19 protein-coding genes are annotated in these 24161 nt (G+C 49.2%); all 19 read right to left on the reverse strand.

Annotated features, from left to right (window positions below; genetic code table 11):
• Positions 1-268 precede the first annotated feature (268 nt).
• The 19 genes from NE473_RS02225 to NE473_RS02315 all read right to left on the reverse strand — a co-directional run bounded on the left by NE473_RS02225 (position 269) and on the right by NE473_RS02315 (position 24054).
• Positions 269-4909 (reverse strand): PolC-type DNA polymerase III, encoded by a 4641-nt coding sequence (locus NE473_RS02225; RefSeq protein WP_055649483.1) that lies wholly within the window; start codon positions 4907-4909, stop codon positions 269-271.
• Between the two features lie 36 nt (positions 4910-4945).
• On the reverse strand, positions 4946-6019 hold the full coding sequence (ispG, locus tag NE473_RS02230) for a flavodoxin-dependent (E)-4-hydroxy-3-methylbut-2-enyl-diphosphate synthase (protein WP_256155007.1): 1074 nt from the start codon (positions 6017-6019) through the stop codon (positions 4946-4948).
• A gap of 40 nt (positions 6020-6059) precedes the next feature.
• Positions 6060-7118: an RIP metalloprotease RseP gene (gene rseP / locus NE473_RS02235; RefSeq protein ID WP_022032116.1), complete on the reverse strand. Its 1059-nt coding sequence runs from the start codon at positions 7116-7118 to the stop codon at positions 6060-6062.
• A 1-nt stretch (position 7119) separates the two neighbouring features.
• Positions 7120-8262: a 1-deoxy-D-xylulose-5-phosphate reductoisomerase gene (locus NE473_RS02240; RefSeq protein ID WP_006774696.1), complete on the reverse strand. Its 1143-nt coding sequence runs from the start codon at positions 8260-8262 to the stop codon at positions 7120-7122.
• Positions 8263-8315: 53 nt separating this feature from the next.
• Positions 8316-9116, reverse strand: a complete 801-nt coding sequence (locus tag NE473_RS02245; protein ID WP_006774697.1) for a phosphatidate cytidylyltransferase — start codon at positions 9114-9116, stop codon at positions 8316-8318.
• Between the two features lie 19 nt (positions 9117-9135).
• The gene (gene uppS / locus NE473_RS02250) at positions 9136-9975 is read right to left on the reverse strand and encodes an undecaprenyl pyrophosphate synthase (RefSeq protein WP_006774698.1); all 840 of its coding nucleotides are present in this window, start codon (positions 9973-9975) and stop codon (positions 9136-9138) included.
• Positions 9976-10014: 39 nt separating this feature from the next.
• Positions 10015-10569, reverse strand: coding sequence for a ribosome recycling factor (gene frr / locus NE473_RS02255; protein ID WP_006774699.1), 555 nt, complete (start codon positions 10567-10569; stop codon positions 10015-10017).
• Between the two features lie 14 nt (positions 10570-10583).
• Positions 10584-11285, reverse strand: coding sequence for a UMP kinase (gene pyrH / locus NE473_RS02260; protein WP_022032114.1), 702 nt, complete (start codon positions 11283-11285; stop codon positions 10584-10586).
• 189 nt (positions 11286-11474) lie between these two features.
• Entirely contained in the window at positions 11475-13184 is a 1710-nt protein-coding gene (locus tag NE473_RS02265; protein WP_022032113.1) for a peptide ABC transporter substrate-binding protein, read from the reverse strand.
• A 113-nt stretch (positions 13185-13297) separates the two neighbouring features.
• Positions 13298-14275: an ABC transporter ATP-binding protein gene (locus tag NE473_RS02270; RefSeq protein WP_242663978.1), complete on the reverse strand. Its 978-nt coding sequence runs from the start codon at positions 14273-14275 to the stop codon at positions 13298-13300.
• On the reverse strand, positions 14275-15294 hold the full coding sequence (locus tag NE473_RS02275; protein WP_022032112.1) for an ABC transporter ATP-binding protein: 1020 nt from the start codon (positions 15292-15294) through the stop codon (positions 14275-14277). Before NE473_RS02275 ends, NE473_RS02270 begins: the two co-directional genes overlap by 1 nt.
• A gap of 15 nt (positions 15295-15309) precedes the next feature.
• Entirely contained in the window at positions 15310-16350 is a 1041-nt protein-coding gene (locus NE473_RS02280) for an ABC transporter permease (RefSeq protein WP_006774707.1), read from the reverse strand.
• Between the two features lie 14 nt (positions 16351-16364).
• Positions 16365-17282: an ABC transporter permease gene (locus NE473_RS02285; protein ID WP_006774708.1), complete on the reverse strand. Its 918-nt coding sequence runs from the start codon at positions 17280-17282 to the stop codon at positions 16365-16367.
• 296 nt (positions 17283-17578) lie between these two features.
• Positions 17579-18502, reverse strand: coding sequence for a translation elongation factor Ts (gene tsf / locus NE473_RS02290; RefSeq protein WP_022032111.1), 924 nt, complete (start codon positions 18500-18502; stop codon positions 17579-17581).
• Positions 18503-18688: 186 nt separating this feature from the next.
• On the reverse strand, positions 18689-19429 hold the full coding sequence (gene rpsB, locus NE473_RS02295; RefSeq protein ID WP_039892043.1) for a 30S ribosomal protein S2: 741 nt from the start codon (positions 19427-19429) through the stop codon (positions 18689-18691).
• A 234-nt stretch (positions 19430-19663) separates the two neighbouring features.
• Entirely contained in the window at positions 19664-20479 is an 816-nt protein-coding gene (gene codY, locus NE473_RS02300) for a GTP-sensing pleiotropic transcriptional regulator CodY (protein ID WP_006774711.1), read from the reverse strand.
• Positions 20480-20604: 125 nt separating this feature from the next.
• Positions 20605-22683 carry a type I DNA topoisomerase gene (gene topA, locus NE473_RS02305; protein WP_022032109.1) on the reverse strand — a complete coding sequence of 693 codons (2079 nt, stop codon included), beginning with the start codon at positions 22681-22683 and terminating at the stop codon, positions 20605-20607.
• A 14-nt stretch (positions 22684-22697) separates the two neighbouring features.
• Positions 22698-23798 carry a DNA-processing protein DprA gene (gene dprA / locus NE473_RS02310; RefSeq protein WP_055649484.1) on the reverse strand — a complete coding sequence of 367 codons (1101 nt, stop codon included), beginning with the start codon at positions 23796-23798 and terminating at the stop codon, positions 22698-22700.
• Positions 23785-24054, reverse strand: coding sequence for a magnesium chelatase subunit ChlI family protein (locus NE473_RS02315; RefSeq protein WP_256265151.1), 270 nt, complete (start codon positions 24052-24054; stop codon positions 23785-23787). The genes dprA and NE473_RS02315 overlap by 14 nt, the downstream gene beginning before the upstream one ends.
• Positions 24055-24161 lie beyond the last annotated feature (107 nt).

The following is a 24161-nucleotide window of genomic DNA, read 5'->3' on the forward strand; positions in this document are numbered from 1 at the left end:
TTAGCTGTAAACAGTAACAAGATTCCCGCAAAACGCTGAATTTATGCTTGCAATGCCATTAGAAATCGCTTGTATAATGTTTAGACCGGGAGCAGCTGTTAAAAGAATTCGGTATTTAGAGATTTCACTTCATTTCGAATGCCAGACTGCAAATAAACGGAGCTGTTCTAAAAACATTATTTAGAACAGCTCCGTTTTATTTCGTCCTGCACTCTTATGGCCTCTCTCTGACCAGCCCGCGCATTTCTTCAGGTAAAAAATCAAACTGTTAAAAATCAAACAGCGACAGCTGATTCGACTCCGGCAGTTCCCCTAAAAGTCCCAGATCTGCCATCAGATCGCACACCGTTTTACTGACCTTCGTCCTGTTCCTAAAGTCTTCCTTTGACAGGAACTTTCCGTCCTTCACAGCATCAACCACGGCATCGGCCGCTTTCTCACCGAGACCGTCGATACTGCTCAGAGAAGGCATCAGCTTCCCGCCGATAATCTGAAAATGACGGGCCTTTGCCTGATAGATATCGATCGGTGTAAAATCGTAGCCTCTCGCATACATTTCCTGAACAATTCTCATATCGCGGAGTGTATCCTGTTCCTTCTTTGACAGCGTATCCATCCGCTTCTTATAGTCCGCCAGATAGTACTCCAGCTTATCACGTCCCTGGCACATCAGTTCATAAGAAAAGCCGTTCGCCCGGATACTGAAGAACGCCGCATAGTACGCCAGCGGATAAAACACCTTGCAGTAGGCGATACGCCACGCCATCATAACATAGGCGGCCGCATGGGCTTTCGGGAACATGTATTTAATCTTCTTACAGGACCAGATGTACCAGTCCGGCACACCGTGGCTGATCATCTCCTCCTCCCATTCCGGTTTTAAGCCTTTTCCCTTTCGAACGCTCTCCATGATCGTAAAGGAAAGACCTTCCTCCAGTCCCATGGAAATGAGATAGATCATGATATCGTCTCGGGTACAGATCGCCGTCTGAATCGTCGCCTTCCCCTCCTGAATTAAGGTCTGGGCGTTTCCCAGCCACACATCGGTACCGTGAGCCAGACCGGCGATACGCACAAGGTCGGAAAAATACTTGGGCTGGGTATCAATAAGCATCTGCATGGCGAAATCCGTACCGAACTCCGGCACGCCCAGCGCTCCCAGCTTACATCCGCCGATATCCTCCGGCGTGATCCCCAGAGCCGATGTATCCTGAAACAGGGACATGACCTCCCTGCTGTCCAGCGGAATATCCTTAACCGGATCGAAGCCGATTAAGTCCTGAAGCATTCGGATCATGGTCGGATCATCGTGCCCGAGTATATCGAGTTTCAGCAGGTTATGATCGATGGAGTGATAATCAAAATGGGTAGTGACCGTCATGGTCGTCATATCGTTAGCCGGCCTCTGCACGGGAGTGAAGGAATAAATCTCCTCCCCGTGGGGAAGCACGATGATACCGCCGGGATGCTGTCCCGTGGTTCTTCTCACCCCGACACAGCCCTGGACGATACGGTTAATCTCACAGTTCCGTTTATGTACGCCGTGTTCCTCATAGTAATTCTTCACATAGCCATATGCCGTCTTATCGGCCAGCGTACCGATGGTTCCGGCCCGGAAGGTCTGGCCTTTGCCGAAGATAACCTCCGTATAGTCGTGGGCCTTACTCTGGTACTCACCGGAGAAGTTTAAGTCGATATCCGGCTCTTTGTCTCCTTTAAATCCCAGGAACGTTTCAAAAGGAATGTCGAAACCGTCTTTCGTCAGCGGATGGCCGCAGACTGGACAGGTTTTATCCGGCATGTCACATCCGGCCATACCGGTATACTTTTTCACTTCCTCCGAATCGAAATCATAGTAATGACAGCTGGCACAGTAATAATGCGGGCTTAAGGAATTAACCTCCGTAATACCGGACATATAGGCAACAAAAGAAGAGCCGACCGAACCACGGGAACCAACCAGATATCCGTCCTCGTTAGATTTCCACACCAGCTTCTGCGCGATGATATACATAACCGCGAATCCATTGGAAATGATGGAGTTCAATTCACGTTCCAGACGCTCCGTAACGATCGTCGGCAGATTGTCACCGTAGATCGCATGAGCCTTATCATAACAGATCTGCCGCAAATCCCCGTCAGAGTTTTCAATGACGGGCGGACATTTATCAGGGCGCACCGGAGAGATTTTCTCACACATATCGGCGATCTTCCTTGTGTTCCTGATCACTACCTCTTCCGCCTTGTTGGGGCCGAGATACTCGAATTCCTTCAGCATTTCCTCCGTCGTGCGCAGGTAAAGGGGCGCCTGTTCATCACTGTCCTTAAATCCCTGTCCCGCCATAATAATCCGGCGGTACACCTCATCCTCCGGGTCCAGAAAATGAACGTCGCAGGTAGCACAGACCGGTTTTCCGAACTGGTCTCCCAGTTCCACGATCTTCTTGTTAATGTCGATCAAATCCTGCTCCGAATTCACGGTGCTCTTTTCATCCCGGAGCATAAAGCTGTTGTTGCCCAGAGGCTGAATTTCCAGGTAGTCATAGAACCGGACCAGTCTGGCGATCTCCGCATTGGAGCCGCCCCGAAGCAGTGCCTGATACAGTTCCCCCGCCTCACAGGCAGATCCCACGATTAAGCCCTCCCGGTTCTGATTTAACAGGCTCTTGGGAATCCTGGGTCTTCTGGCGTAATAATCGATATGGGACCACGAGATCAGCTTATAGAGATTCACACGTCCCACATCATTGGTCGCAATGATAATCACGTGGTAAGTCGGAAGCTTCTTGATCATCTCCGGAGTCATTGTCTTTAAGCTGTTTAACTCGGTCAGCGTCTCCACTCCCCGCTCCCGCAGCATCTGAACAAACTTCACGAATATCTCCGCCGTACAGCCCGCGTCATCCACCGCGCGGTGATGGTTGGCCAGCGAGATATTCAGCGCCTTGGCGACGGTATCCAGCTTGAATCTGTTCAAATTCGGCAGAAGGAACCGGGCCAGCGTCACCGTATCCAGCACTGTAGGTTCAAAAGGCAGCCCCAGAATCTCCGCATTTCGGTTGATAAAGCTCACATCGAAGGAGGCGTTGTGCGCCACCAGGACAGAATCCTGGCAGAACTCCAGAAACTGCGGCAGAATCACGTCAATCTTCGGATAGGAAAGCACCATGTTGTCATTGATGCTGGTCAGCTGTTCGATCTCAAAGGGAATCGGTACGTCCGGATTGACAAAGGTACTGAATCTGTCCGTAATCACTCCGTTTACCACTTTGACGGCGCCGATCTCGATGATCCGGTTCTTTTCCGGGCTGAAGCCCGTGGTCTCGATATCGAAAACCACGTAAGTATCTGCAAAGGTCTGGTCTTTGGGATTATCCACCAGCAGCTTTAGATCGTCAACGAGATACCCCTCCACCCCATACAGGATCTTAAAGGTATCGCCTTTGTCCAGGGCGTGGTTGGCATCCGGGAAGGACTGGACGCACCCGTGGTCTGTGACGGCAATGGCCGGCATTCCCCACTTTTTCGCACGCTTTACGATATCCTTGACCTCTGATACGCCATCCATATCGCTCATCTTCGTATGGCAGTGGAGCTCCACCCGTTTCTCCAGGCTTCCATCCATCCGCTTGCCCGTGAAGTCCTCCGACTTCTTAATACCCACCACAGAGCCCAGGGTCAGTTCGCCGTCAAACTTGTCAATAGTCGTCACACCCTTGATCTTAATAAACGTCCCCGCCTGGACGGCCGCCTTTAAGTCATCTAACTGCTCTTCTCTTGCAAACATCTTTACTGTAATCGTATCCGTAAAGTCGGAGATATCGAAGATCATAATCGTCTTTCCGCTCCGCAGTTCCCGGCTGTCCACCATAAGAATCTTTCCACGGATGGTTACCTCGCCGATCTCTCCGTCGATCTTCTCAATCTCAATCGTCTCTCCCTCAAAATCACGGCCATAGAGCACGTCCGGATTGTCCGAACGTTTTCCGCCGTAGCCGCCATAGCCGCCGTTTTTCTTATAGTCCTTATAGTCTTTCTTCTGTTCTTTCTTTCCGTTATCTCCGTTTTTATCCCGTTTGTTCTCATCCTTTTTGCCGCCCATACGCAGAACCGGAGCCCCTGCTCCGCCATTTTCCGCCAAACGGCGAGGAGGAATCTCCCCGTTATCCGCAGCCCCCTGCCGGGCCGGCCCCTCATCGAAGGGCACTTCCGCCGAATATCCGGCAGCCAGCGCCTCTAAAGAAGCTGCATCCGCCATGGAGGGGCCGCCATAGCCGTCCTCCGTTCCTGTTTTCGGCAGCGCCTGCTCCTCGTTTAAGACGGCAGCCAGGGAGGTCCTGCTGACGATCTCTTCCACCTCACGCTGCATCTGAAGCTCCTTCTGCTTCGCCAGCGCATTCTCCTTCGGCTCCACGTACTCGTAGCGCACCTCAATCGGAAGACCGCAGCGCTCGAAAAAGATCTTCTCCAGGACGCGCTTTAGCTCGGCTTCCTTTTCATGGGTAACAATGGTGTCTTCCACCGTCATTTTCAGCAGATCCGGCTCAGGAAACTCATACTCCGTCTTCCGGAAAATATTATACTCAATGATGCTGTAATTCTTAAGCTCCATCAGGATGCTGTCCCGGTACACGGCTAACAGCTTCTCCGGCGTGTACTGACCGGACAGGCGGAATTTCTCGATAATTTTAATCGATACCTGTTTGGAGGGAAAGAGCTGGTCCTTAATGCCCTTCTCCAGTCCGTAGATATTCTGTTTGTGGATCAGTCTGGGGCTCACGATATAAACGCGAATAGAGCTTCTATCCCTGGTGGAAGTGACCTTCTCAACTTCCACCAGATTTAAAAGCTCCCGCAGTTCATCCGTGATATTCAGATTTGGAAATACATCCAAAAATGCTTTTGTCATTCAATCACCTGTTGCTTTCTGCCAAACGTTCTGCTTTCATCCCAGCTTTATCAGCTCTTCTCTCAAAGCGTCGAGTAAGCTCTCTTCAGGGACTTTCCGGATAATCTCCCCCTTACGGAAGAGAAGGCCTTCACCGATTCCTCCGGCAACGCCGAGATCCGCTTCCTTCGCCTCCCCCGGACCATTGACCACGCAGCCCATAACGGCTACCTTGACGTCGAGATGGTCGAACTCCGTCACCATGGCTTCCACCCGGTTCGCAAGGGATATAAGATCAATTCTGGTCCGGCCGCAGGTCGGACAGGAGACCACCTCCACTCCGCCCTTTCGTAGACCCAGCGTCTTTAGAATCTGCTTTGCAGTCATCACCTCTTCCACCGGATCTCCGGTCAGGGAAACCCGGATCGTATCACCGATTCCCTGATGCAGGATAATTCCCAGCCCGACAGAAGATTTAATCGTTCCCGAGCGCACAGTTCCCGCCTCGGTGATCCCCACATGAAGTGGATAAGCAGTCTGTTCCGCAATCAGTTCATGGGCCTTGATGCACATCAGCACATCGGAGGACTTAATGCTGATCACCAGATTGTCGTATCCCATCGCCTCGATCATGCGCACCTTCATAAGAGCGCTCTCTACAATGCCTTCCGCCGTCACCCCATGATACTTTTCCAGCAGTTCCTTCTCAAGGGAACCGCTGTTTACGCCGACCCGGATGGGAATCCCATATTCCTTTGCCTTATCCACAACGGCCCTGACCCGCTCTTCGCTCCCAATATTTCCAGGATTAATCCGGATCTTATCCGCACCGTTCTCAATCGCAGCCAACGCCAACCGGTAGTCGAAATGGATATCCGCCACCAGCGGAATATGAATCTGCCTTTTGATCTCTTTCAGCGCCCCGGCCGCTTCCATGGTCGGTACGGCCACGCGGATAATATCGCAGCCCGCCTCCTCCAGCGCCAGAATCTGGGCCACCGTGGCTTCGGCATCCTCCGTCTTTGTATTGCACATGGACTGGATCAGAATGGGATTTCCTCCCCCAATCTTCCGGTTTCCGATCGAAACCGTCTTCGTCTGTTTTCTGTCCGTCATCGCTCTTTCCTCCATCGGTATACTGTTTTTTTCGTTTTCCTTTTCCATGCCGCTGTTACGTAAAGCGGCTGATATCATTAAATACAACGAACACCATCAGAGCCATAAGCGCCATCATGCCGATTAAATTCACCATGCCTTCTTTTTCCGGATCCATTCGTTTACCGCGAACCGCTTCTATCACTAAAAATACAAGTCTTCCTCCGTCAAGCGCCGGAATCGGAAGAAGGTTCATAATCCCCAGATTCGCACTCAGAAGAATGCACATGCTGAGCACATTCATGATGGCTGCCATCACGCTTACCGTCAGCCCTGCCTTTACGGAATCATCGATCATAACCACGATTCCCACCGGACCGCTTAAGTCATTGACACTGGCTTTTCCGGACAACAGCATACCGAGACTCTTGATGGTCACAGTGATATCGTATTTCACTTCATAGGCCCCGTATTTCACCAGTTCCAGGAACGAAGACGTCCGGACATTGACCGGCGACACAGAGATCCCTATCATATACTGGTTGTATTCTTCATTAAACTCCGGTGTCACAAGAACCGTGCCCCGCTCTTTTCTGCCAGTCTGCGCGTCCGTCCGCTCATAGGACACCCGGCTCATCTTCTCATCCGGTTTTAACATGCGGTAAAGGATATAATCTCCGTAAACCGTCATCTTCTCCTCATTCACTCCGGTAATCACATCCCCCGGCTTAAGTCCCGCTTCGTAAGCCGGCGAGCCTTCCGTGACCTCCTTAATCTGAGTGACATTGTATCCGCCCATCCCAACCAGAATCAGTGCCAGGAAAAAAGCGAGTATAAAGTTAAAGACCGGACCGGCCGCGATAACCGCCATTCTGCCCGGAATGCTTGCATTCTGAAAAGCGCCCTCCGCCGGATTCTCCTCGTCCTCACCGAGCATCATACAGGAGCCCCCGATCGGCAGCAGCTTTAAGGAGTACGTCGTCTCCCCTTTTTTGACATGGAACAGCCTCGGTCCCATACCAATGGAAAATTCCACAACGGAAATGCCGTTAAGTTTTGCAAATAAAAAGTGCCCTAATTCGTGAATCAGCACAATCAGTCCAAATACAAGAACCGCTACGATAATGCTGGACAATCTACCACCTGCTTTCTATATAGTCATAAGCCGAAGCCTCTGCTTCCAGAATCTCATCTACTGATGGATTCTCTTTCACAGTATGCCCTTTCATAGCCCCCTCTATCATATCCGTGATGGTAAGATAAGAAATTTCTCTGTTTAAAAATTTTGCAACGGCCCGTTCATTGGCCGCATTGAATACCGTCGGCATGGTTCCGCCGATCCTTCCTGCCTCATAAGCCAGGGCAAGCCCCGGAAAATTTTCCATGTCCGGCTTTTCAAATGTAATCTGTCCGATACTCCAGAAATCCAGCCGCTCTCCCGCCAGGAAACGGCGTTCCGGGTAGTAAAGAGCATACTGAATCGGCAGCTTCATATCGGGTGTTCCCAGCTGCGCAATCACCGCACCATCGTCGAACTGCACCATGGAATGGATGACACTCTGAGGCTGAACCACAACCTGCACCTGATCCATGGAGACGTCAAATAACCAGTGCGCCTCCATCACCTCCAGGCCCTTGTTGACCATTGTGGAGGAATCAATGGTGATTTTTCTTCCCATCGACCAGTTAGGGTGCTTTAAGGCATCCTCAAGGCGCACCATTTTCAGTTCCTCTCTCGTCTTTCCACGAAACGGTCCGCCCGACGCGGTTAAGAGGATCTTATGTACCGCTTTTTTATCTTCCCCGTTCAGGCTCTGAAAAATAGCGCTGTGCTCACTGTCTACAGGTAAAATCTTTACACCCTTTTCCTTTGCCAGAGGCATAATAATATGGCCGGCTGTCACCAGTGTCTCCTTGTTGGCGAGCGCAATATCCTTTCCCGCCTCCATGGCCGCGATGGTAGGCCGTATACCGATCATGCCTACGATAGCCGTCACCACGATCTCCGCTTCCGTATCCACAGCCGCTTCGATGAGTCCTTCCATCCCGTATACGACCTTTACCGGCATATCCTTAACCGCCAGGGCAAGCTCCTTCGCCCTTTCTTCTTCCCACACGCAGACGATCTCCGGATGAAATTCCCGGATCTGTTCTTCCAGACGCGTGATATTACTTCCGGCCGCCAGAGCGGTTACTTCTATATCCTTCTGAGCTCTTACCACTTCCAGAGTCTGTGTTCCGATCGAACCGGTTGAACCCAGAACTGCAATCTTTTTCATGCCGCTGTTTCGCTCCTTTTATCGTATTCGCATCATACCTGTTTCGTATTATCTTATCGCAGAAAAGTCACTGCAAAGAATATGGCCGGCGCCGTAAACAGCATACTGTCAAACCGGTCCAGAATGCCGCCGTGTCCCGGAATCAGATGGCCGTAATCCTTCACCTGATGATTGCGTTTTATCGCAGATGCCGCCAGGTCGCCGATCTGGGAAATCACCGCCGCAATGGCACAGGCCAGCGCGCAGGCCACTTGAGGGTTCTGCACTTCCGCCATGGAGGCGCCGAACACTGTCGCGTAAAGGAATCCCAGAAGCGCTGCTCCCGCCACGCCTCCGACTGCCCCCTCAATTGATTTCTTGGGGCTCAAAACCGGCGCCAGTTTATGCCTGCCGATCAGCATTCCTACGCAGTATGCGCAGGTGTCGCAGCCCCAGGAGCTCAAAAAGATCAGCCAGACCAGATACTTTCCATCCGCCATTACACGAACCTGGTACAGATAAGACAGCATAACCGCCACATAAAAGACGCCGAAGAACGCTACCGTCACTTCCTCCGTCTTATATTTGGGGAACGTAAAGACATAGATGGTCATCAGTATCATAAGAAATGCGATGGACATCAGCATCATGTACTGCTCTCCGTGGAACCACAAAAGCCCATAATAGGATACCACAGTCAGATATCCCATAACTCCGATCACATTCTTCTGTATCTTCATAACACGATATAATTCAAACAACCCTATCATGGAAATGGCCACGGTCGCAGCAAAAAGAATCATTCCCCCGCTTCCCACAACGACAAGGGCGATCAGAACCAGGACAATTCCGCTAATCAATCTGGTTGTAAACATCGCGCTTCCTCCCTTCGGACTATTTCACTCCTCCAAATCTTCTGTCTCTACTATTGTACGCAGCAATCGCCTTTTTCAGTTCTTCTTTATTGAAATCAGGCCAATAGCAGTCCGTCACATACAGCTCCGTATAAGCCAGCTGCCACAGCAGGTAGTTGGACAGGCGCAGTTCCCCGCTGGTACGGATCAAAAGATCCGGATCCGGAATCTCCGCCGTATCGAGATAAGAGGAGAACACTGCCTCATCCATCTGATCCGGAGTAATCTTCCCATCTGCCGTATCTTTCATAATCTTTCTGGCCGCCCGCACGATCTCGTCCCGGCCGCCGTAATTAACGGCGATCACGAAGGTCAGTCCCGTATTATTCTCAGTCTCTCTCTCCAGCCGGTTAATGCCGTCGATGATATCCTGATCGAAACGGCTTCGCTCACCGATCATCCGCACACGGACATTGTTCGTCTTGGCGATCTTTAAGAGTCTTACCATATAGTAGCGGAACAGCTGCATCAGCGCTCCCACTTCCTCACCGGAACGCTTCCAGTTCTCTGTGGAAAAGCCGTAGACAGTCAGATACTTGATTCCAATTCTGGCCGCATCCTCAACGGTACGTTCCACCACCACACAGCCTTCCTTATGGCCCATGCTTCTGGGCAGGCCGCGTTTCTTCGCCCAGCGTCCGTTGCCGTCTAAAATGATGGCGACATGGTCCGGAATTACCATATTATCTATATTCACTTCCATTATTTTCTCCTTCTTCCTTCCAATCCGCACTCCGGCTCCACAGGTAATCCCGAATCGCACAACAGCCGGAATGGTATGAAACATAAACAGGACAGGCACTTTGAAAATCCCCCTCACTTGCGTGCGGCGGAATCATGCCTGCCCCGGTTCTATCTGTTATACGGTAAGAAGTTCCTTTGACTTCGCTTCGATCGCTTTATCGATCTTCCCAATCATCTTATCCGTTAATTTCTGAATATCTTCCTCCGCCTCTGCTAAGTCGTCCTCAGAAATCTCATCTGCCTTCTGCAGTTTCTTAAAGTAATCATTGCCGTCACGGCGGATATTGCGAACAGCAACCTTCGCTGCCTCACCTTTCTTCTTGACGTCCTTCACCAGTTCTTTTCTGCGTTCCTCGGTCAGTTCCGGGAAAACGAGGCGGATAACGCTGCCGTCGTTGGTCGGGTTGATGCCCAGATCAGAAGTCAGAATGGCTTTTTCAATCGCCTTTAAGAGGCTCTTTTCCCATGGCTGAATAATAATCATGCGGGCTTCCGGAACATTGATGTTGCCCACCTGCTGAAGCGGAGTGGGAGTTCCGTAATAATCCACCTTGATTTTATCAAGCACATGCGGGTTTGCACGTCCTGCGCGGATCGTCATATAGTCGCTCTCCAGCACCTCTAATGTCTTATTCATCTTGTCCTCGTAAACCTGTAAACTCTCCTGCATATTGTCCTCCTAGTTTATGCGGTCACAATTGTGCCGTTTATTTTCCCCTGCATCGCGTCAGCAATGCTGTCTTTTTCATTCAGACTGAATACCGCTAATGGCATGCGGTTCTCCATACACATGATGGAGGCTGTCAGATCAATCACACCCAGCTGCTTATCAATCACTTCCTGTATGGATATCTCATCGTATTTCTTCGCTTCCGGATTGATCTTCGGATCGCTGTCGTAAACGCCGTCAATCGCTTTAGCAAGAAGGATGCAGTCCGCTTCCATCTCGATAGCCCGAAGAGCGATTCCGGTATCGGTAGAAAAGTAAGGATGGCCGGTACCGCCTGCAAAAAAGACCACCATTCCCTTTTCAAAATACTTGTTTGCTCTGTCCTTGGAAAAAAGCTTTGTCATGGAGCCGCACTCAAACGGTGTCAGAATCTGAGTCGTCATCCCGGCACACCGGAAGATCTCAGATACATAGATGCAGTTCATAACCGTGGCAAGCATCCCGATCTGGTCTGCCTTGGTACGGTCGATGGCATTGCTCGTCCTTCCCCTCCAGAAGTTGCCTCCGCCAATGACGATGCCTACCTCGACACCGGCATCCACGGATATCTTAACCTGCCGCGCTACTTCCTTCACAGTCTCTTCATCGAAGCCTGTTTTATTCGGTCCGGCAAGGGCTTCACCGCTTAATTTCAGTAATACACGTCTTGGATTCATAGCTATCATTCTCCTGTTATTGAAGCGTTTTCCGCTTTGGTATTGTCATGAATGATTATAGCATATTTCTTTTTGGTTGGAAAGAGAAAGTTTTCTGTGGAAAGAGAACGCTCTTCCCATGACGGAAAAAGTCCCCGTAAGAAGTTCTCACCTCTTCCGGGGACCTTGTTATTCATTTACGTCAGACAATTAATCCATTGTCGCATACTGGAAGAACCAGTAGCCGTATGGAGAATGCCATGTTCCTTTTAACTTCGGATCCTGTAAATAGAAATCGTTGTAGTAAGCAATCGGAGCCATCGCTGCGTCTGCAAGGATCATGTTCTCTGCTTCATGCAGCTTTGCATAATGCTCTGCAACATCAGCTGTGGAGTTGGCATCGTTTAACATCTTGTCAACTTCCGGATTGCTGTACTTACCGTCGTTGTTTCCGCCGCCGGTAATCATTAAGTTCAGCATGTTGGAAGGATCATCGTAGTCATATACCCAGCCGTTACGTGCAACCTGGAAATCGCCTGCACGCCGGGTTGGTGTAAAGGTAGACCACTCAACAACCTTGATATCCATGTTAATGCCAAGGGATTCTTTCCAGCAGCTCTGTAAGTACTCAGCCAGTGGTTTGTGGTAGCCGGCATCGTTGGTCATATATTCGATGGTCGGGAAGCCTGCTCCGTCCGGATATCCTGCATTGGCAAGTAATTCTTTTGCTTTTGCAACATCAGCGTCGTGATCCGTTACGTTGAAGAAGTCTCCGCCGTTGTTCTTACGTGTAACCTCTTCGAAGGAAGAACCGGCTTCTGCGTCAGAAAGGCCAGGTCCAACAAAGTTGGTTGCCGGGGAATAGGTTCCCTGCATAACTGTGTTGGCAACGTAATCACGGTCGATGGCAAGACTTAATGCCATACGTACATCCGGGTTGTTAAACGGTTCTTTTTCTGTCTGGAAGCTGATGTAATATGTACCCATTAAAGGATCTACATGGAAATCTTCGTTGCCGCGCAGGCTCGGAACTTCTTCTGTAGGAACGTCCTTGATCATGGATACTTCACCAGTCTGATATGCACTGTAAGCAGCATTGGAGTCTTCCATCAGGACAAACTTTAAAGTATTAACTGTAACCTTATCTGCATTCCAGTAGTTCTCATTCTTAGCAAACGTAATATGGGAACCTGGTACCCACTCGATCATCTTTAACGGACCGTTGGAAATATAGGTTTCTGGTGTTAAAGTCCACTGATCGCCGTTTGCTTCAATCGTTGCCTGCTGAACAGGAACCATGGAGCCGTGTGTAATCAGCTTGGAGAAATATACACATGGAGATGCCATCTCAACAACGAATGTATCATCATCCGGTGCGGATACTCCAAGTGCGTCTAAATTACCTTCAGATGCTTCTTTGTAGCCTTTTACGTAGCCAAGCATATCCATAGCATACGGTGCAGCGGTGTTCGGATCTGCAAGTCTCTTCCAGGAATATACGAAGTCATTCGCTGTAAGAGGTGTTCCGTCACTCCACTTTAAGCCTTTGCGAAGATGGAAGGTATAGGTAAGTCCATCATCAGAAACTTCCATGGATTCAGCCTGCCCTGGAACAATCTTGTTCTCTGAGTCAACGCTCATCAGAGTCTCAAAGGCATGAAGAATCATGTTTCCGCCGTCTACTGCGCTGTTTAAAGCCGGATCAACAGTCTCAGGATCAGGTCCGATCTGAACTGCAAGGTCAAGGCCAGCGCCTCCATTTTCAGCCGGTGCAGCAGTCTCGCCCTCTGCGGCAGCAGCTGTTGTTGTGGTATCGGCAGCTTTTGTTGTTGGCGCATCAGCGGTCTTATTGCCTCCACAGGCGGTAAGAATCATACCGGTTGCCATAACAGCTGCTAATACAAGTGCTGTTTTTTTCATATCAATTCCTCCTCTAAAGAATTTATTCAAATTAGCACAGCAATACTTTACCTGACTACTGTGCTGATTTGTCTTTTAGCATACCACAAAACCTCAGGAATAGCAATTAAAAATTAATTTACTTTGTCCAGGTGGTGGCACGCCGCATAGTGACCTGTGGAAACTTCCTTCCACTGCGGCTCTTCCGCTGCACAGAGCTCGTCGGCATACGGACAGCGGGTACGGAAGCGGCAGCCGCTCGGCGGGTTAACCGGGCTTGGCACGTCGCCTTCCAGAACAATTCTCTTAGATTTTCTGCTGGTCTCCGGATCAGCAATCGGAATAGCGGAAATTAAGCTCTTGGTATAGGGGTGTACGCTGTGGAAGGTCAGCTCATAGCTGTCAGCCAGCTCCACCAGCTTGCCTAAATACATCACTCCGATCCGGTTTGATATATGTTTTACAATTGATAAATCATGTGCAATGAAAAGATAGGTCAGTCCCAGTTCCTCCTGCAGCTGTTCAAACATGTTGACAACCTGGGCCTGGATGGACACATCCAGAGCGGATACAGGCTCGTCGCATACGATGAACTCCGGATTCACCGCCAGGGCACGGGCGATACCGACACGCTGACGCTGTCCGCCTGAGAACTCGTGAGGATAGCGGTTCGCATGCTCGGAATTTAAGCCTACCGTGGAGAGCACGGATAAGATTCTTTCATGACGGTCCTTCTTATTGGCCGCCAGGCGATGGATATCGATCGCTTCACCGACAATATCCTCGACGGTCATACGCGGATCGAGACTCGCATACGGATCCTGGAACACGATCTGCATTTTACGGCGGTACGGAAGCATATTCACGTGGGTGATATCCTTGCCGTCATAGAGAATCGTGCCATCCGTCGGTTCATATAAACGAAGCAGCGTACGGCCGGTCGTCGTCTTACCGCAGCCGGACTCTCCTACCAGACCGAGCGTCTCACCCTTGCGAATACCAAAGGAGACGTTATCGACCGCTTTTACAACCTTCTTTTCAAAAAGCTTACTTCCTGCAACCGGGAAATACTGCTGTAAGTGTTTTACTTCTACCAGATACTTATCTTCCATCATGCATCCCCCTTCTGTGTCTTGGAATCCTGCTGTTTATCAAATTCTTTCTTCTGCATCAGCCAGCATGCACTGTAATGGACATCAGACAGATCCGTATATGGAGGCATCTCTCTTAAACAGATCTTCATGCAGGCGCGGCATCGCGGTGCAAACGGACATCCCGCAGGCGGATTCAGCATATCGACAGGGCTTCCCTCAATAGGAACCAGCTTGTTATGCTCTTTTTCCGTCAGCTTCGGAATACTCCGGATCAGTCCCTTTGTGTATTCATGGGATGGACGGTAGAAAATATCATCCGTGGTACCGTATTCTACAACCTTACCGGCATACATAACCGCAATTCTGTCACACATGTTGGCAACAACACCCAGGTCATGTGTAATCATGATAATAGCCATGCCCAGCTTTTCTTTTAAATCCATCATAAGCTCAAGAATCTGCGCCTGGATGGTAACATCCAGAGCCGTCGTCGGCTCATCTGCAATTAAAAGCTTCGGCTCACAGGCAAGGGCGATCGCGATCATAACACGCTGGCGCATACCGCCTGACAACTCGTGAGGATACTGCTTTAAACGCTTCTCCGGCTCATTGATTCCAACGAGAGTCAGAAGCTCCTTGGCCCTTTCATTCGCCTGCTGTTTATTCTTATCCGTATGAAGCATGATAACCTCACGGATCTGATTGCCAATGGAATAAACCGGGTTCAGACTGGTCATGGGATCCTGGAAAATAATGGAAATCTCATTTCCACGGACTTTTCTCAGTTCCTTTTCCGACATTTTTTCGATCTGATGGCCGTTGAATTCCAGAGAACCGCCGATCAGACGGCCCGGATATGCGGTAATTCCCATTAAGCTGTATGCAGTTACAGACTTACCGGAACCGGATTCACCAACAATCCCCAGCACTTCGCCTTCTTTTAAATGAAGAGACACGTCATTTAATGCCTTTACTTCACCTGCAGGAGTAAAGAAAGAAAGGCGTTCATTTTTGATATTTACCAAATACTCGCTCATTGTATCTCTCCTCCTTTAGTCTTTGAGTTTCGGGTCAAATGCATCGCGCAGACCGTCACCCAGCAAGTTAAAGCTTAAAATGATGATGGAAATCGCAAGTGCAGGTGCAAACAAACGGTGCGGATAGGACTGCAGACCGTTTAACGCAGCACTGGCAAGGCTTCCCAGAGAAGGCATCGGCGCAGCAACACCAAGGCCCAGGAAGCTTAAGAAGCTCTCTGTAAAGATGGAAGACGGAATCTGCAGTGTTGTAGTAACAATCAGAGTACCAATACAGTTTGTCAATAAGTGTTTCCGGATGATACGGCCGTTGGAAGCACCCAGTGCCCTGGCCGCAGTCACGTATTCCTGTTCCTTCAATATGAGGATCTGGCTTCGAACAATTCGCGCCATACCAACCCAGTACAGAAGGGCAAACACCACGAAAATACTGATTAAGTTAACACCGATGACCTGGATCCATTCAAATCCCGGCTTTTGCGCCAGCGCCTTCAGCGGCTGGTCAAATGCAACCGACAAAAGAACAATGATCAGAATGTCAGGGACCGTGTAGATCATATCAACGATACGCATCATAATCATATCGACCCAGCCGCCAAAGAAACCGGCAATGGAGCCGTAAAGGGATCCGATCAGCAGGATGATGGCGGAAGCTACAAGACCTACGGTAAGGGAGACCCGGCTGCCCATCATGACACGGACCGCATAGTCACGTCCCAGATTATCCGTTCCCAGGACATGCGGGAATACGCTCTCTCCCGCCGCCTTTGCCTCCAGTTCCTTCTCTGAATACTGCATGGGCGCCAGATTCTCGCTTCCGCGAATCTGCTGCTCATAGCTGTATGGATAGAACTGCGGTACCAGGAATGAAAAAATGAATACAAAAATGATAACTACCAGGCTGACCATGGCAATCTTGTTTTTCTTTAAACGCCGTATTCCATCCTGCCAGAAGCCAACGCTCTTGCGGAGGACGGTAAGACTCTCTTTTTCCTCGTCACTTGCCGGGAGAAAGTCGTCTACGTTAAGCTGTAATGATAATTTATTATTTGACATCTTCTTTCTCCTTTCTATTTAAGATTAATACGCGGATCGATGAGTTTGTAGGCAACGTCTACGATAACGTTCATCACAACCATCAATGAGGCAAGGAATATGGTAGTTCCCATGATCAGCGGGTAATCACGTCCTGTGATAGAGCCGATAAATTCAGAGCCCAGACCCGGAATCGTGAAGATCTTCTCAACGATAAAGCTTCCCGTTACCGTATAGGCAAGAAGCGGTCCCAAATACGTAACTACAGGAAGAATTGCGTTACGAAGCGCATGCTTGAAAATACTGATTACCTGAGAAAGTCCCTTTGCGCGAGCTGTTCTCATGTAGTCCTGACCCATGACATCCAGCATGGAAGAGCGCATCAGACGTGCGATATAAGATGACGGATACAGTGCCAGCGCAATTACCGGCATGATGTAATTTTTCCACGATGCCAGTCCGTACGTAGGCAGAAGCCCCAGCTTCAGACTCAGGACATACATCAGGATCGTACAGATTACGAAACTGGGAATCGCAATTCCACACGTACTGAATACGATTATGATGTCATCCACGATCGTCCCTCGTTTAAAGGCGGCAATACTTCCCAATGGAACGCCCACCAGAACTGCCGTTAAGATAGCGATGCCGCCAACTCTTGCGGACACCGGAAATTTCGATGCGATGATCATGTTCACGGTACGGCCCCTCTGCTTTACGCTCAGGCCAAGATTCCCGTGAAGAAGATCTTTCATGTATGTAACATACTGTTCGCCTAAAGGCTTGTCAAGACCGTATTTCTCATTCAATGCAGCCTGTGCCTGAGGACTTATGGCCTTCTCTGACATGAAAGGGCCGCCGGGTACCATGTTCATAACGAAAAATGTAACAGATGCAACCGCAAATATTGTTACAATCGCCATGATGATACGTTTAAAAATATATTTAGCCATTGTGTCAACTCCTTTGGTATAAGGCTTCCTTCGCGCAGCCCGGACGGAAGCTTACAGGCTTCCGCCCCTGCGTTCTGCGGAATATCAATAGTCTCTCCTGCCCTGATCCCGGGAAAAGGGTGAAATGTCCGTCTAATCCAGAAACATCTGTAGGCGTTAAACGGACACTGTCTCTACAGAAAAATCCCATGGATACCCATGGGATTCCCCCCTGAATCCTCTTTTCTTGGAAAGCCCCCTCGCTCGCGCCCGGCGGAATCTGATAAGTCCGCCTTGCCCTTGCTCGGTGGAATCTGTTACTGCATCTGTTTTGCAACTTCTGCAGCAAAATCCTCTTCTTTTTTCTCAAGACCTTCGCCGGTTTCAAACCGAACAAACTTCTTCAGTTCGATCTTTCCGCCAACCTCTTTGGAAACCTGCTCTAAGTATTTAGCAACAGTTAAATCACCATCTTTTACGTAAGCCTGGTCTAACAGACAGAATTCTTTTAATTCCTTGTTCAGACGGCCAATGATCATCTTCTCGATGATTGCATCCGGCTTGTCCGGATTCTCGTTCTTAGCCTGAACCTTTAAGATCTCAGTCTCATGCTCAACGAATTCCTGCGGAATCTCGTCTCTCTTTACATACTTTGGTGTCAGCGCTGCGATCTGCATTGCAACGTTTTTTAAAGCTTCTTTTACTTCATCATTGACAACTTCAGCAGAAGCTTCCACCAGAACGCCGATTCTGCCGCCGCCGTGGATATAGTCAATAACAACGCCGTCTGTTGCAATCTTCTCAAATCTTCTGATGTTCATATTCTCGCCGATAATTGCGATCTGGCTGGATAATTCCTGAGCCACTGTCAGGGAAGTATCCTTTGCCCACGGCTCTGCCATGAACGCTTCCATGTCAGCCGCGCTGCTGGCAAGTACCTGAGATGCCACATCTGCAACATAGCCCTGGAACTGCGCATTCTTAGCCACGAAGTCAGTCTCGCTGTTTACTTCAACAATCGCTGCAGACTTTCCATCTTCGCTTACAAGAGTCTTTACGATACCTTCTGCTGCGATTCTTCCTGCCTTCTTGGATGCAGCTGCAAGTCCTTTTTCTCTTAAAAATTCAACAGCCTTTTCCATATCTCCATCCGTTGCCGCAAGTGCCTTCTTACAATCCATCATGCCTGCACCGGTCATTTCTCTTAACTCTTTTACCATTCCAGCCGTAACTGCTGCCATTTGATTTCCCTCCATATTCTTCTCGTTATTCATATTATACAGGTTTTCGTTTCCTGGTCTACAGGGAACTTCTTCCTAATCTGCCTCAGCATGCATTGCCGTGGTTCGGACTCCGTCTCCCCATAAATCGAAAAATGCTTCAACCCGCTTATCACAGCCGGCCGAAGCATTCATCTGCCTGAACAATTAAGCCTCTACAGCCTCTTCGAAATCCTGAGCTGCTTCTGCTTCTTCAGCTGTTGCCTCGCCCTGGTTTGCCTCAATTACTGCGTCCGCCATCTTGGATACGATCAGCTTAACGGCTCTGATTGCATCATCATTACCCGGAATCACGAAGTCAAGCTCTTCCGGATCACAGTTCGTATCAGCAATGCCGATTAACGGAATCCCCAGTGTATGAGCTTCCTGAACGCAGATTCTCTCTTTCTTAGGATCTACAACAAAGATAGCATCCGGAATCTTCTTCATTTCCTTGATTCCGCCGAGGTTTTTCTCCAGTTTCTCCCATTCTTTCTTGAGAGCAATTACTTCCTTCTTAGGAAGAACATCAAATGTTCCATCTTCGGACATGGTTTCAATCTGTTTTAATCTTGCAATTCTGGACTGGATTGTCTTGAAGTTTGTAAGCATACCGCCCAGCCATCTCTCATTTACATAGTACATACCGCAGCGCTCTGCTTCTGTCTTGATCGCATCCTGAGCCTGCTTCTTGGTTCCTACAAAAAGGATCTTGCCGCCTTCAGCAGCAATGTCGGCTACGGCTTTGTAAGCCTCGTCTACTTTTACAACAGACTTCTGTAAGTCGATGATGTAGATGCCGTTTCTCTCTGTGTAGATGTATGGAGCCATCTTAGGGTTCCATCTTCTTGTCTGGTGACCGAAATGTACACCAGCTTCTAACAGCTGTTTCATTGAAATAACGCTCATGTTATTACCTCCATTTGGTTTTTCTTCCGTCTGCTTCTCTTGCTTCCAAGGAGACCGGAAATCCGGCACCTTCCTCCAGAATCCGCAAACGTGATTTTTTGTAAGCCTAGCTAGTATAGCATAACTTTAATCCCTGTGCAAGTTATTTTTTACTTTTAATGACAATTTTTTTCATAGTTTCGTAAAAAAAAGAAGCAGTTTTTCTTCGCCGCTTCTTTTTGCCAAACAGATCATTTACGATTCTTTTATCTCTCTGTGAGCCTGAATCCCCTTGCCGTTTCCTGCTTTAATCGCCTTCAGTTCATCGAATACCACATCGTTTAAGACTTTAATATAAGTCCCCTTCATACCGGAAGAACGCGACTCAATCACTCCTGCACTCTCAAACTTTCTGAGCGCATTGACAATGACCGAACGGGTAATTCCGACACGGTCCGCGATCTTGCTGGCTACCAGGATTCCCTCGTTTCCATCCAGTTCATCGAAAATATGAGTGATCGCCTCCAGTTCTGAAAATGACAGGGTGCTGATCGCTGATTTTACGATCTGAACCTTTCTCGTCTCCTCAGCGTTCTCCTCATTAACCGATCTCATCATCTCGAGGCCTACAACGGTCGTTCCGTATTCACTGAGGATGATATCGTCAATATCGTACTGGGCATCTGACTTGTAGATAAACAGTGTTCCCAGGCGTTCTCCCGCAATATCAATCGGTGTGATGATCGCCTGGTACTTGCGGATATTGTCTCCCGTGAATCCAAGGGTTTCAAGGTTTACATTCTCCTTGGTGGAAAGGATGCCAAGCAGACGCTCATTCAGCATACCGTCCACATAGCCGCCGACCGTATCTGCAATCAGTTCCTGAATCTCTTCCACATCAGGGCTGATCGCAACGCCTAATACCTTTCCTTTTTTGCTGATCACGAGAATATTAGAATTTAATATCTCGCTGAGCACTTCACAGATATCGTTAAATACTACTTTGTGCGAGTTGTTGTTATGCAATAACTTGTTAATTTTCCTAGTTTTGTCCAACAATTGAACACTCATAACCGAAAACCTCCTTAAGAATTTGTAGGAAAGCTCAAAATACCCCTTTAATATTTAAATATTAACACTATTCCGTCAAAATAACAATCATTTTTTGAAGATTTTCGATTTTCTTAATAATTATTCTATTTTGTATTTTTGCTTGTACTGTAACCGCATTGTTCGTTGGAGCAAAGCAGTTTATTGCCTTTTTCTACCATATAAGAGCCACATTTCGGACATTTCTCAGTGGAAGGTCTCTGCCAGGACATAAAATCGCATTCCGGATTGGCTTCGCATCCGTAATAGATTCTGCCCTTCTTTGTCTTCTTAATGACCACGTCCTTCCCGCACTTGGGACACGGCACACCGATCTTCTCCAGATACGGCTTTGTATTCTTACACTCCGGGAATCCGGGACACGCCAGGAATTTGCCGTGGGGACCGTATTTGATTACCATGTTCCGGCCGCAGAGTTCACAGATCTCCTCTGTCACTTCATCCGCAATGGTTACTGACTCCAGTTCGACTTCCGCCTTATCCACTGCTTCCTTTAAATCCGGGTAGAAATTGCGTACCACAGTCTTCCACGGAACGGAGCCGTCTCCCACTTTATCGAGAAGGTATTCTAAATTAGCGGTAAAGGTGATATCGACGATGCTGGGGAAGCTCTGCTTCATCATACTGTTCACGACTTCACCAAGCTCTGTCACATAAAGATTTTTATTTTCCTTAGCCACATAGCGTCTGGCAATGATCGTCGTAATCGTCGGTGCGTACGTACTTGGACGGCCGATTCCCTGTTCTTCCATCGCCTTTACCAGTGACGCCTCAGTAAAATGTGCCGGCGGCTGTGTAAAGTGCTGACTGCTGTCCAGCTTTTCGAGGGTTAGGACGCTTCCCTTCTCCAGCCGGCCCAGAAGGGCGCTGCTCTCTTCTTTCTCGTCTTCCTGTATATAAACTGACATGAATCCGTCAAAAGCCAGCTTTGAAGCCGCTAATGTAAAGCAGTAATCGCCTGCCGCTACCTTAACGGATGTCGTCTCATAAACAGCCGGCTGCATACGGCTTGCCGCAAAGCGTTTCCAGATCAGCTGATAGAGACGGAATAAATCCCTCTGAAGCGATTCTTTGACAATGACCGGTGTCAGACTGATGTCTGTGGGACGGATCGCCTCGTGCGCATCCTGGATTTTGGCTCCGCTCTTCTTCGCCTGTTCTCCGCTTGCCACGTATTTGCTGCCGTACTGCGCCTCGATAAATGCCCTTGCCGCCGTATCAGCTTCCTCAGCGATTCTGGTAGAATCGGTACGCAGGTAAGTAATGAGACCGACAGTTCCGTGTCCCTTCACCTCCACGCCTTCATACAGCTGCTGGGCCAGACGCATCGTCTTCTGTGTGGAAAAGTTCAGTACTTTGGAAGCTTCCTGCTGCAGCGTACTGGTTGTAAAGGGGATTGGTGCCTTCTTGATCCGCTCTCCGTTCTTCACCTCATCCACAACGTAATCGCAGCCTTCCAGTTCCTTTAAGATGCCATCCAGTTCTTCTTTATTGCGGATCGCAATCTTTCCGTCTTTATTGCCGTAGAACTTGGCTGCCAGAGCCTTCTTGCTTCCCGGCTGTTTTAAATCCGCCTCAAGGTTCCAGTACTCTTCCGGAATAAAGGCGTTAATCTCCTCTTCCCGGTCGCAGATCATGCGGAGCGCCACCGACTGAACGCGGCCGGCACTAAGGCCCCGTTTTACCTTCGCCCAGAGAATCGGGCTGATCATATATCCAACCATACGGTCCAGGATTCTTCTCGTCTGCTGCGCGTCCACAAGATCCATATCGATCTCTCTCGGCGTCTTCAAAGAAGCCTTCACCGCATTTTTTGTAATCTCGTTGAAGCTGATTCTGTATACCTGTTTATCCTTCTGCTCATCCAGCTTTAATGCCTTTACCAGATGCCAGGAAATCGCCTCCCCCTCACGGTCAGGGTCCGTTGCGAGATAAATCTTATCTGCTTTTTTCACTTCCTTGCGAAGCTTCGCAAGAATGTCGCCTTTGCCCCGGATCGTAATATACTTCGGTTCAAAATCCTGTTCCGGGCTGATTCCCAGCTGGCTCTTAGGCAAGTCTCTTACATGACCGTTTGACGCATCAACCTCGTAGCTCGTTCCCAAAAATTTTTTAATCGTTTTCACCTTCGCGGGTGACTCCACAATAACTAAACAATTCGCCATACAAAACTCCTCGCCTATAATCTCTTACCATAATATTGATGGGATGTCTGAACCACATAACCGCCCAGCTCCAGATCCAGAAGTGTGCCGATACATTCACTTACAGACAGTCCGCTTAAGATCACAATCTCTTCTAACCCCTTCGGTTGCAAATCGAGGCAACTATACACCATTTTTTCTTTTTTGGCAAGCCCGTTCTCATTTTTTTCATGAACTCTTAATATTTTACCAGCCTTCAAGGCGAGATATTCCAGCACCTCCTCCGGCCCCAAAAGAACGCCCGCACCCTCAGAAATCAACCGGTTGCAGCCTTCGCTCAGCGGGTCGGAGACACGTCCCGGAAGAGCAAAAATTTCTTTTCCCTGTTCCAGTCCAATTCCAGCTGTAATTAAAGATCCGCTCTTTTGTCTGGCTTCCATCACAAGGAGCACATCAGAGAGGCCGCTGATAATCCGGTTTCTTATGGGAAAATTCTTCTGCTGCGGCGGCTCCCAGGGCATCCACTCTGAAAGGACGCCGCCCTGACGGCACATGCGTTCGTAGAGCCCGTAATTCTCTCTCGGATAACAGATCTTAATCCCGCACCCCAGCACGCCGAATGTTCTCCCGCCGGCCTTCAGCGCCCCTCTGTGGCCGGCGCTGTCAATTCCATGAGCGAGGCCGCTGATAATCTGAACTCCGGCCCTGGCCAGCTCCGCAGCCACAGATTCCGCTTCCTGTCTTCCGTAATTGGTACAGTCCCTGGCCCCAATCACAGCCGCCGCAGGCCGTTCCTCGTCCGGAAGCTCGCCCCGGACAAAGAGGCCAACCGGATAATCGGGAATCTGAAGCAGACGTTTGGGATAATTCTCATCTAAGAATGCAACCAGCCGGATGCCCTCCTTTTCCAGCTGCTCCAGTTCTCTTTTTCGCTTGTCCAGGCTGCACTTTTCCGCATCAAATGCGGCAGCCACCTTCGGCCTGAGGAGACCTGCCTGTTCCAGATTTTTTCCTTCTATATTATATATCTCCTCGAAGCTTTTAAACTGTTTAGCTATACGCATTCCGGTGACCGCACCGATCCCGGGCACAGATAAAAACCAGCAGAGATACTGACGCTCCTTATGTGATATCATGATGGCTGCCTCCCCAGTATTTTTCCTCCAGGCCGCGAAGCCCCGCTGCTTCCGCCAGATGTTCTTTTTTTATTTCGCTGCTGCCGGCCAGATCCGCGATGGTTCTGGCCACCTTCAGAATCTTTCCATATCCGCGCGCACTGAGTCCCATGTGCTCAAAGATACGTTTTAAAAACGCCTGTTCCTTCTGACCCAGACTGCAGAATGCTCTGATCTGTGCCCCGTTCATTGCACTGGAACAAAGTGCCTTCGGCACTCTCAACTCCCCTGCCCCTCACTCATGAGGGGTTTTGGGGTTTTCCTTTGTCACTTTTTGTTGTAAAATATTCTTATGTATAAAAAGAACATTCTTCAAACTATTTT

The organism is Hungatella sp. SL.1.14 (assembly GCF_024460495.1).
GTDB classification, from domain to species: domain Bacteria; phylum Bacillota; class Clostridia; order Lachnospirales; family Lachnospiraceae; genus Hungatella; species Hungatella hathewayi.

Bases quoted from the DNA above. Each gene is read 5' to 3' on its own strand.
- NE473_RS02225 (WP_055649483.1), bottom strand. From the start codon at position 4,909: ATGACAAAAGCATTTTTGGATGTATTTCCAAATCTGAATATCACGGAT.
- ispG (WP_256155007.1), bottom strand. From the start codon at position 6,019: ATGGAGGAAAGAGCGATGACGGACAGAAAACAGACGAAGACGGTTTCG.
- NE473_RS02240 (WP_006774696.1), bottom strand. From the start codon at position 8,262: ATGAAAAAGATTGCAGTTCTGGGTTCAACCGGTTCGATCGGAACACAG.
- NE473_RS02245 (WP_006774697.1), bottom strand. From the start codon at position 9,116: ATGTTTACAACCAGATTGATTAGCGGAATTGTCCTGGTTCTGATCGCC.
- frr (WP_006774699.1), bottom strand. From the start codon at position 10,569: ATGCAGGAGAGTTTACAGGTTTACGAGGACAAGATGAATAAGACATTA.
- pyrH (WP_022032114.1), bottom strand. From the start codon at position 11,285: ATGAATCCAAGACGTGTATTACTGAAATTAAGCGGTGAAGCCCTTGCC.
- NE473_RS02265 (WP_022032113.1), bottom strand. From the start codon at position 13,184: ATGAAAAAAACAGCACTTGTATTAGCAGCTGTTATGGCAACCGGTATG.
- NE473_RS02270 (WP_242663978.1), bottom strand. From the start codon at position 14,275: ATGGAAGATAAGTATCTGGTAGAAGTAAAACACTTACAGCAGTATTTC.
- NE473_RS02275 (WP_022032112.1), bottom strand. From the start codon at position 15,294: ATGAGCGAGTATTTGGTAAATATCAAAAATGAACGCCTTTCTTTCTTT.
- NE473_RS02280 (WP_006774707.1), bottom strand. From the start codon at position 16,350: ATGTCAAATAATAAATTATCATTACAGCTTAACGTAGACGACTTTCTC.
- NE473_RS02285 (WP_006774708.1), bottom strand. From the start codon at position 17,282: ATGGCTAAATATATTTTTAAACGTATCATCATGGCGATTGTAACAATA.
- tsf (WP_022032111.1), bottom strand. From the start codon at position 18,502: ATGGCAGCAGTTACGGCTGGAATGGTAAAAGAGTTAAGAGAAATGACC.
- rpsB (WP_039892043.1), bottom strand. From the start codon at position 19,429: ATGAGCGTTATTTCAATGAAACAGCTGTTAGAAGCTGGTGTACATTTC.
- codY (WP_006774711.1), bottom strand. From the start codon at position 20,479: ATGAGTGTTCAATTGTTGGACAAAACTAGGAAAATTAACAAGTTATTG.
- topA (WP_022032109.1), bottom strand. From the start codon at position 22,683: ATGGCGAATTGTTTAGTTATTGTGGAGTCACCCGCGAAGGTGAAAACG.
- dprA (WP_055649484.1), bottom strand. From the start codon at position 23,798: ATGATATCACATAAGGAGCGTCAGTATCTCTGCTGGTTTTTATCTGTG.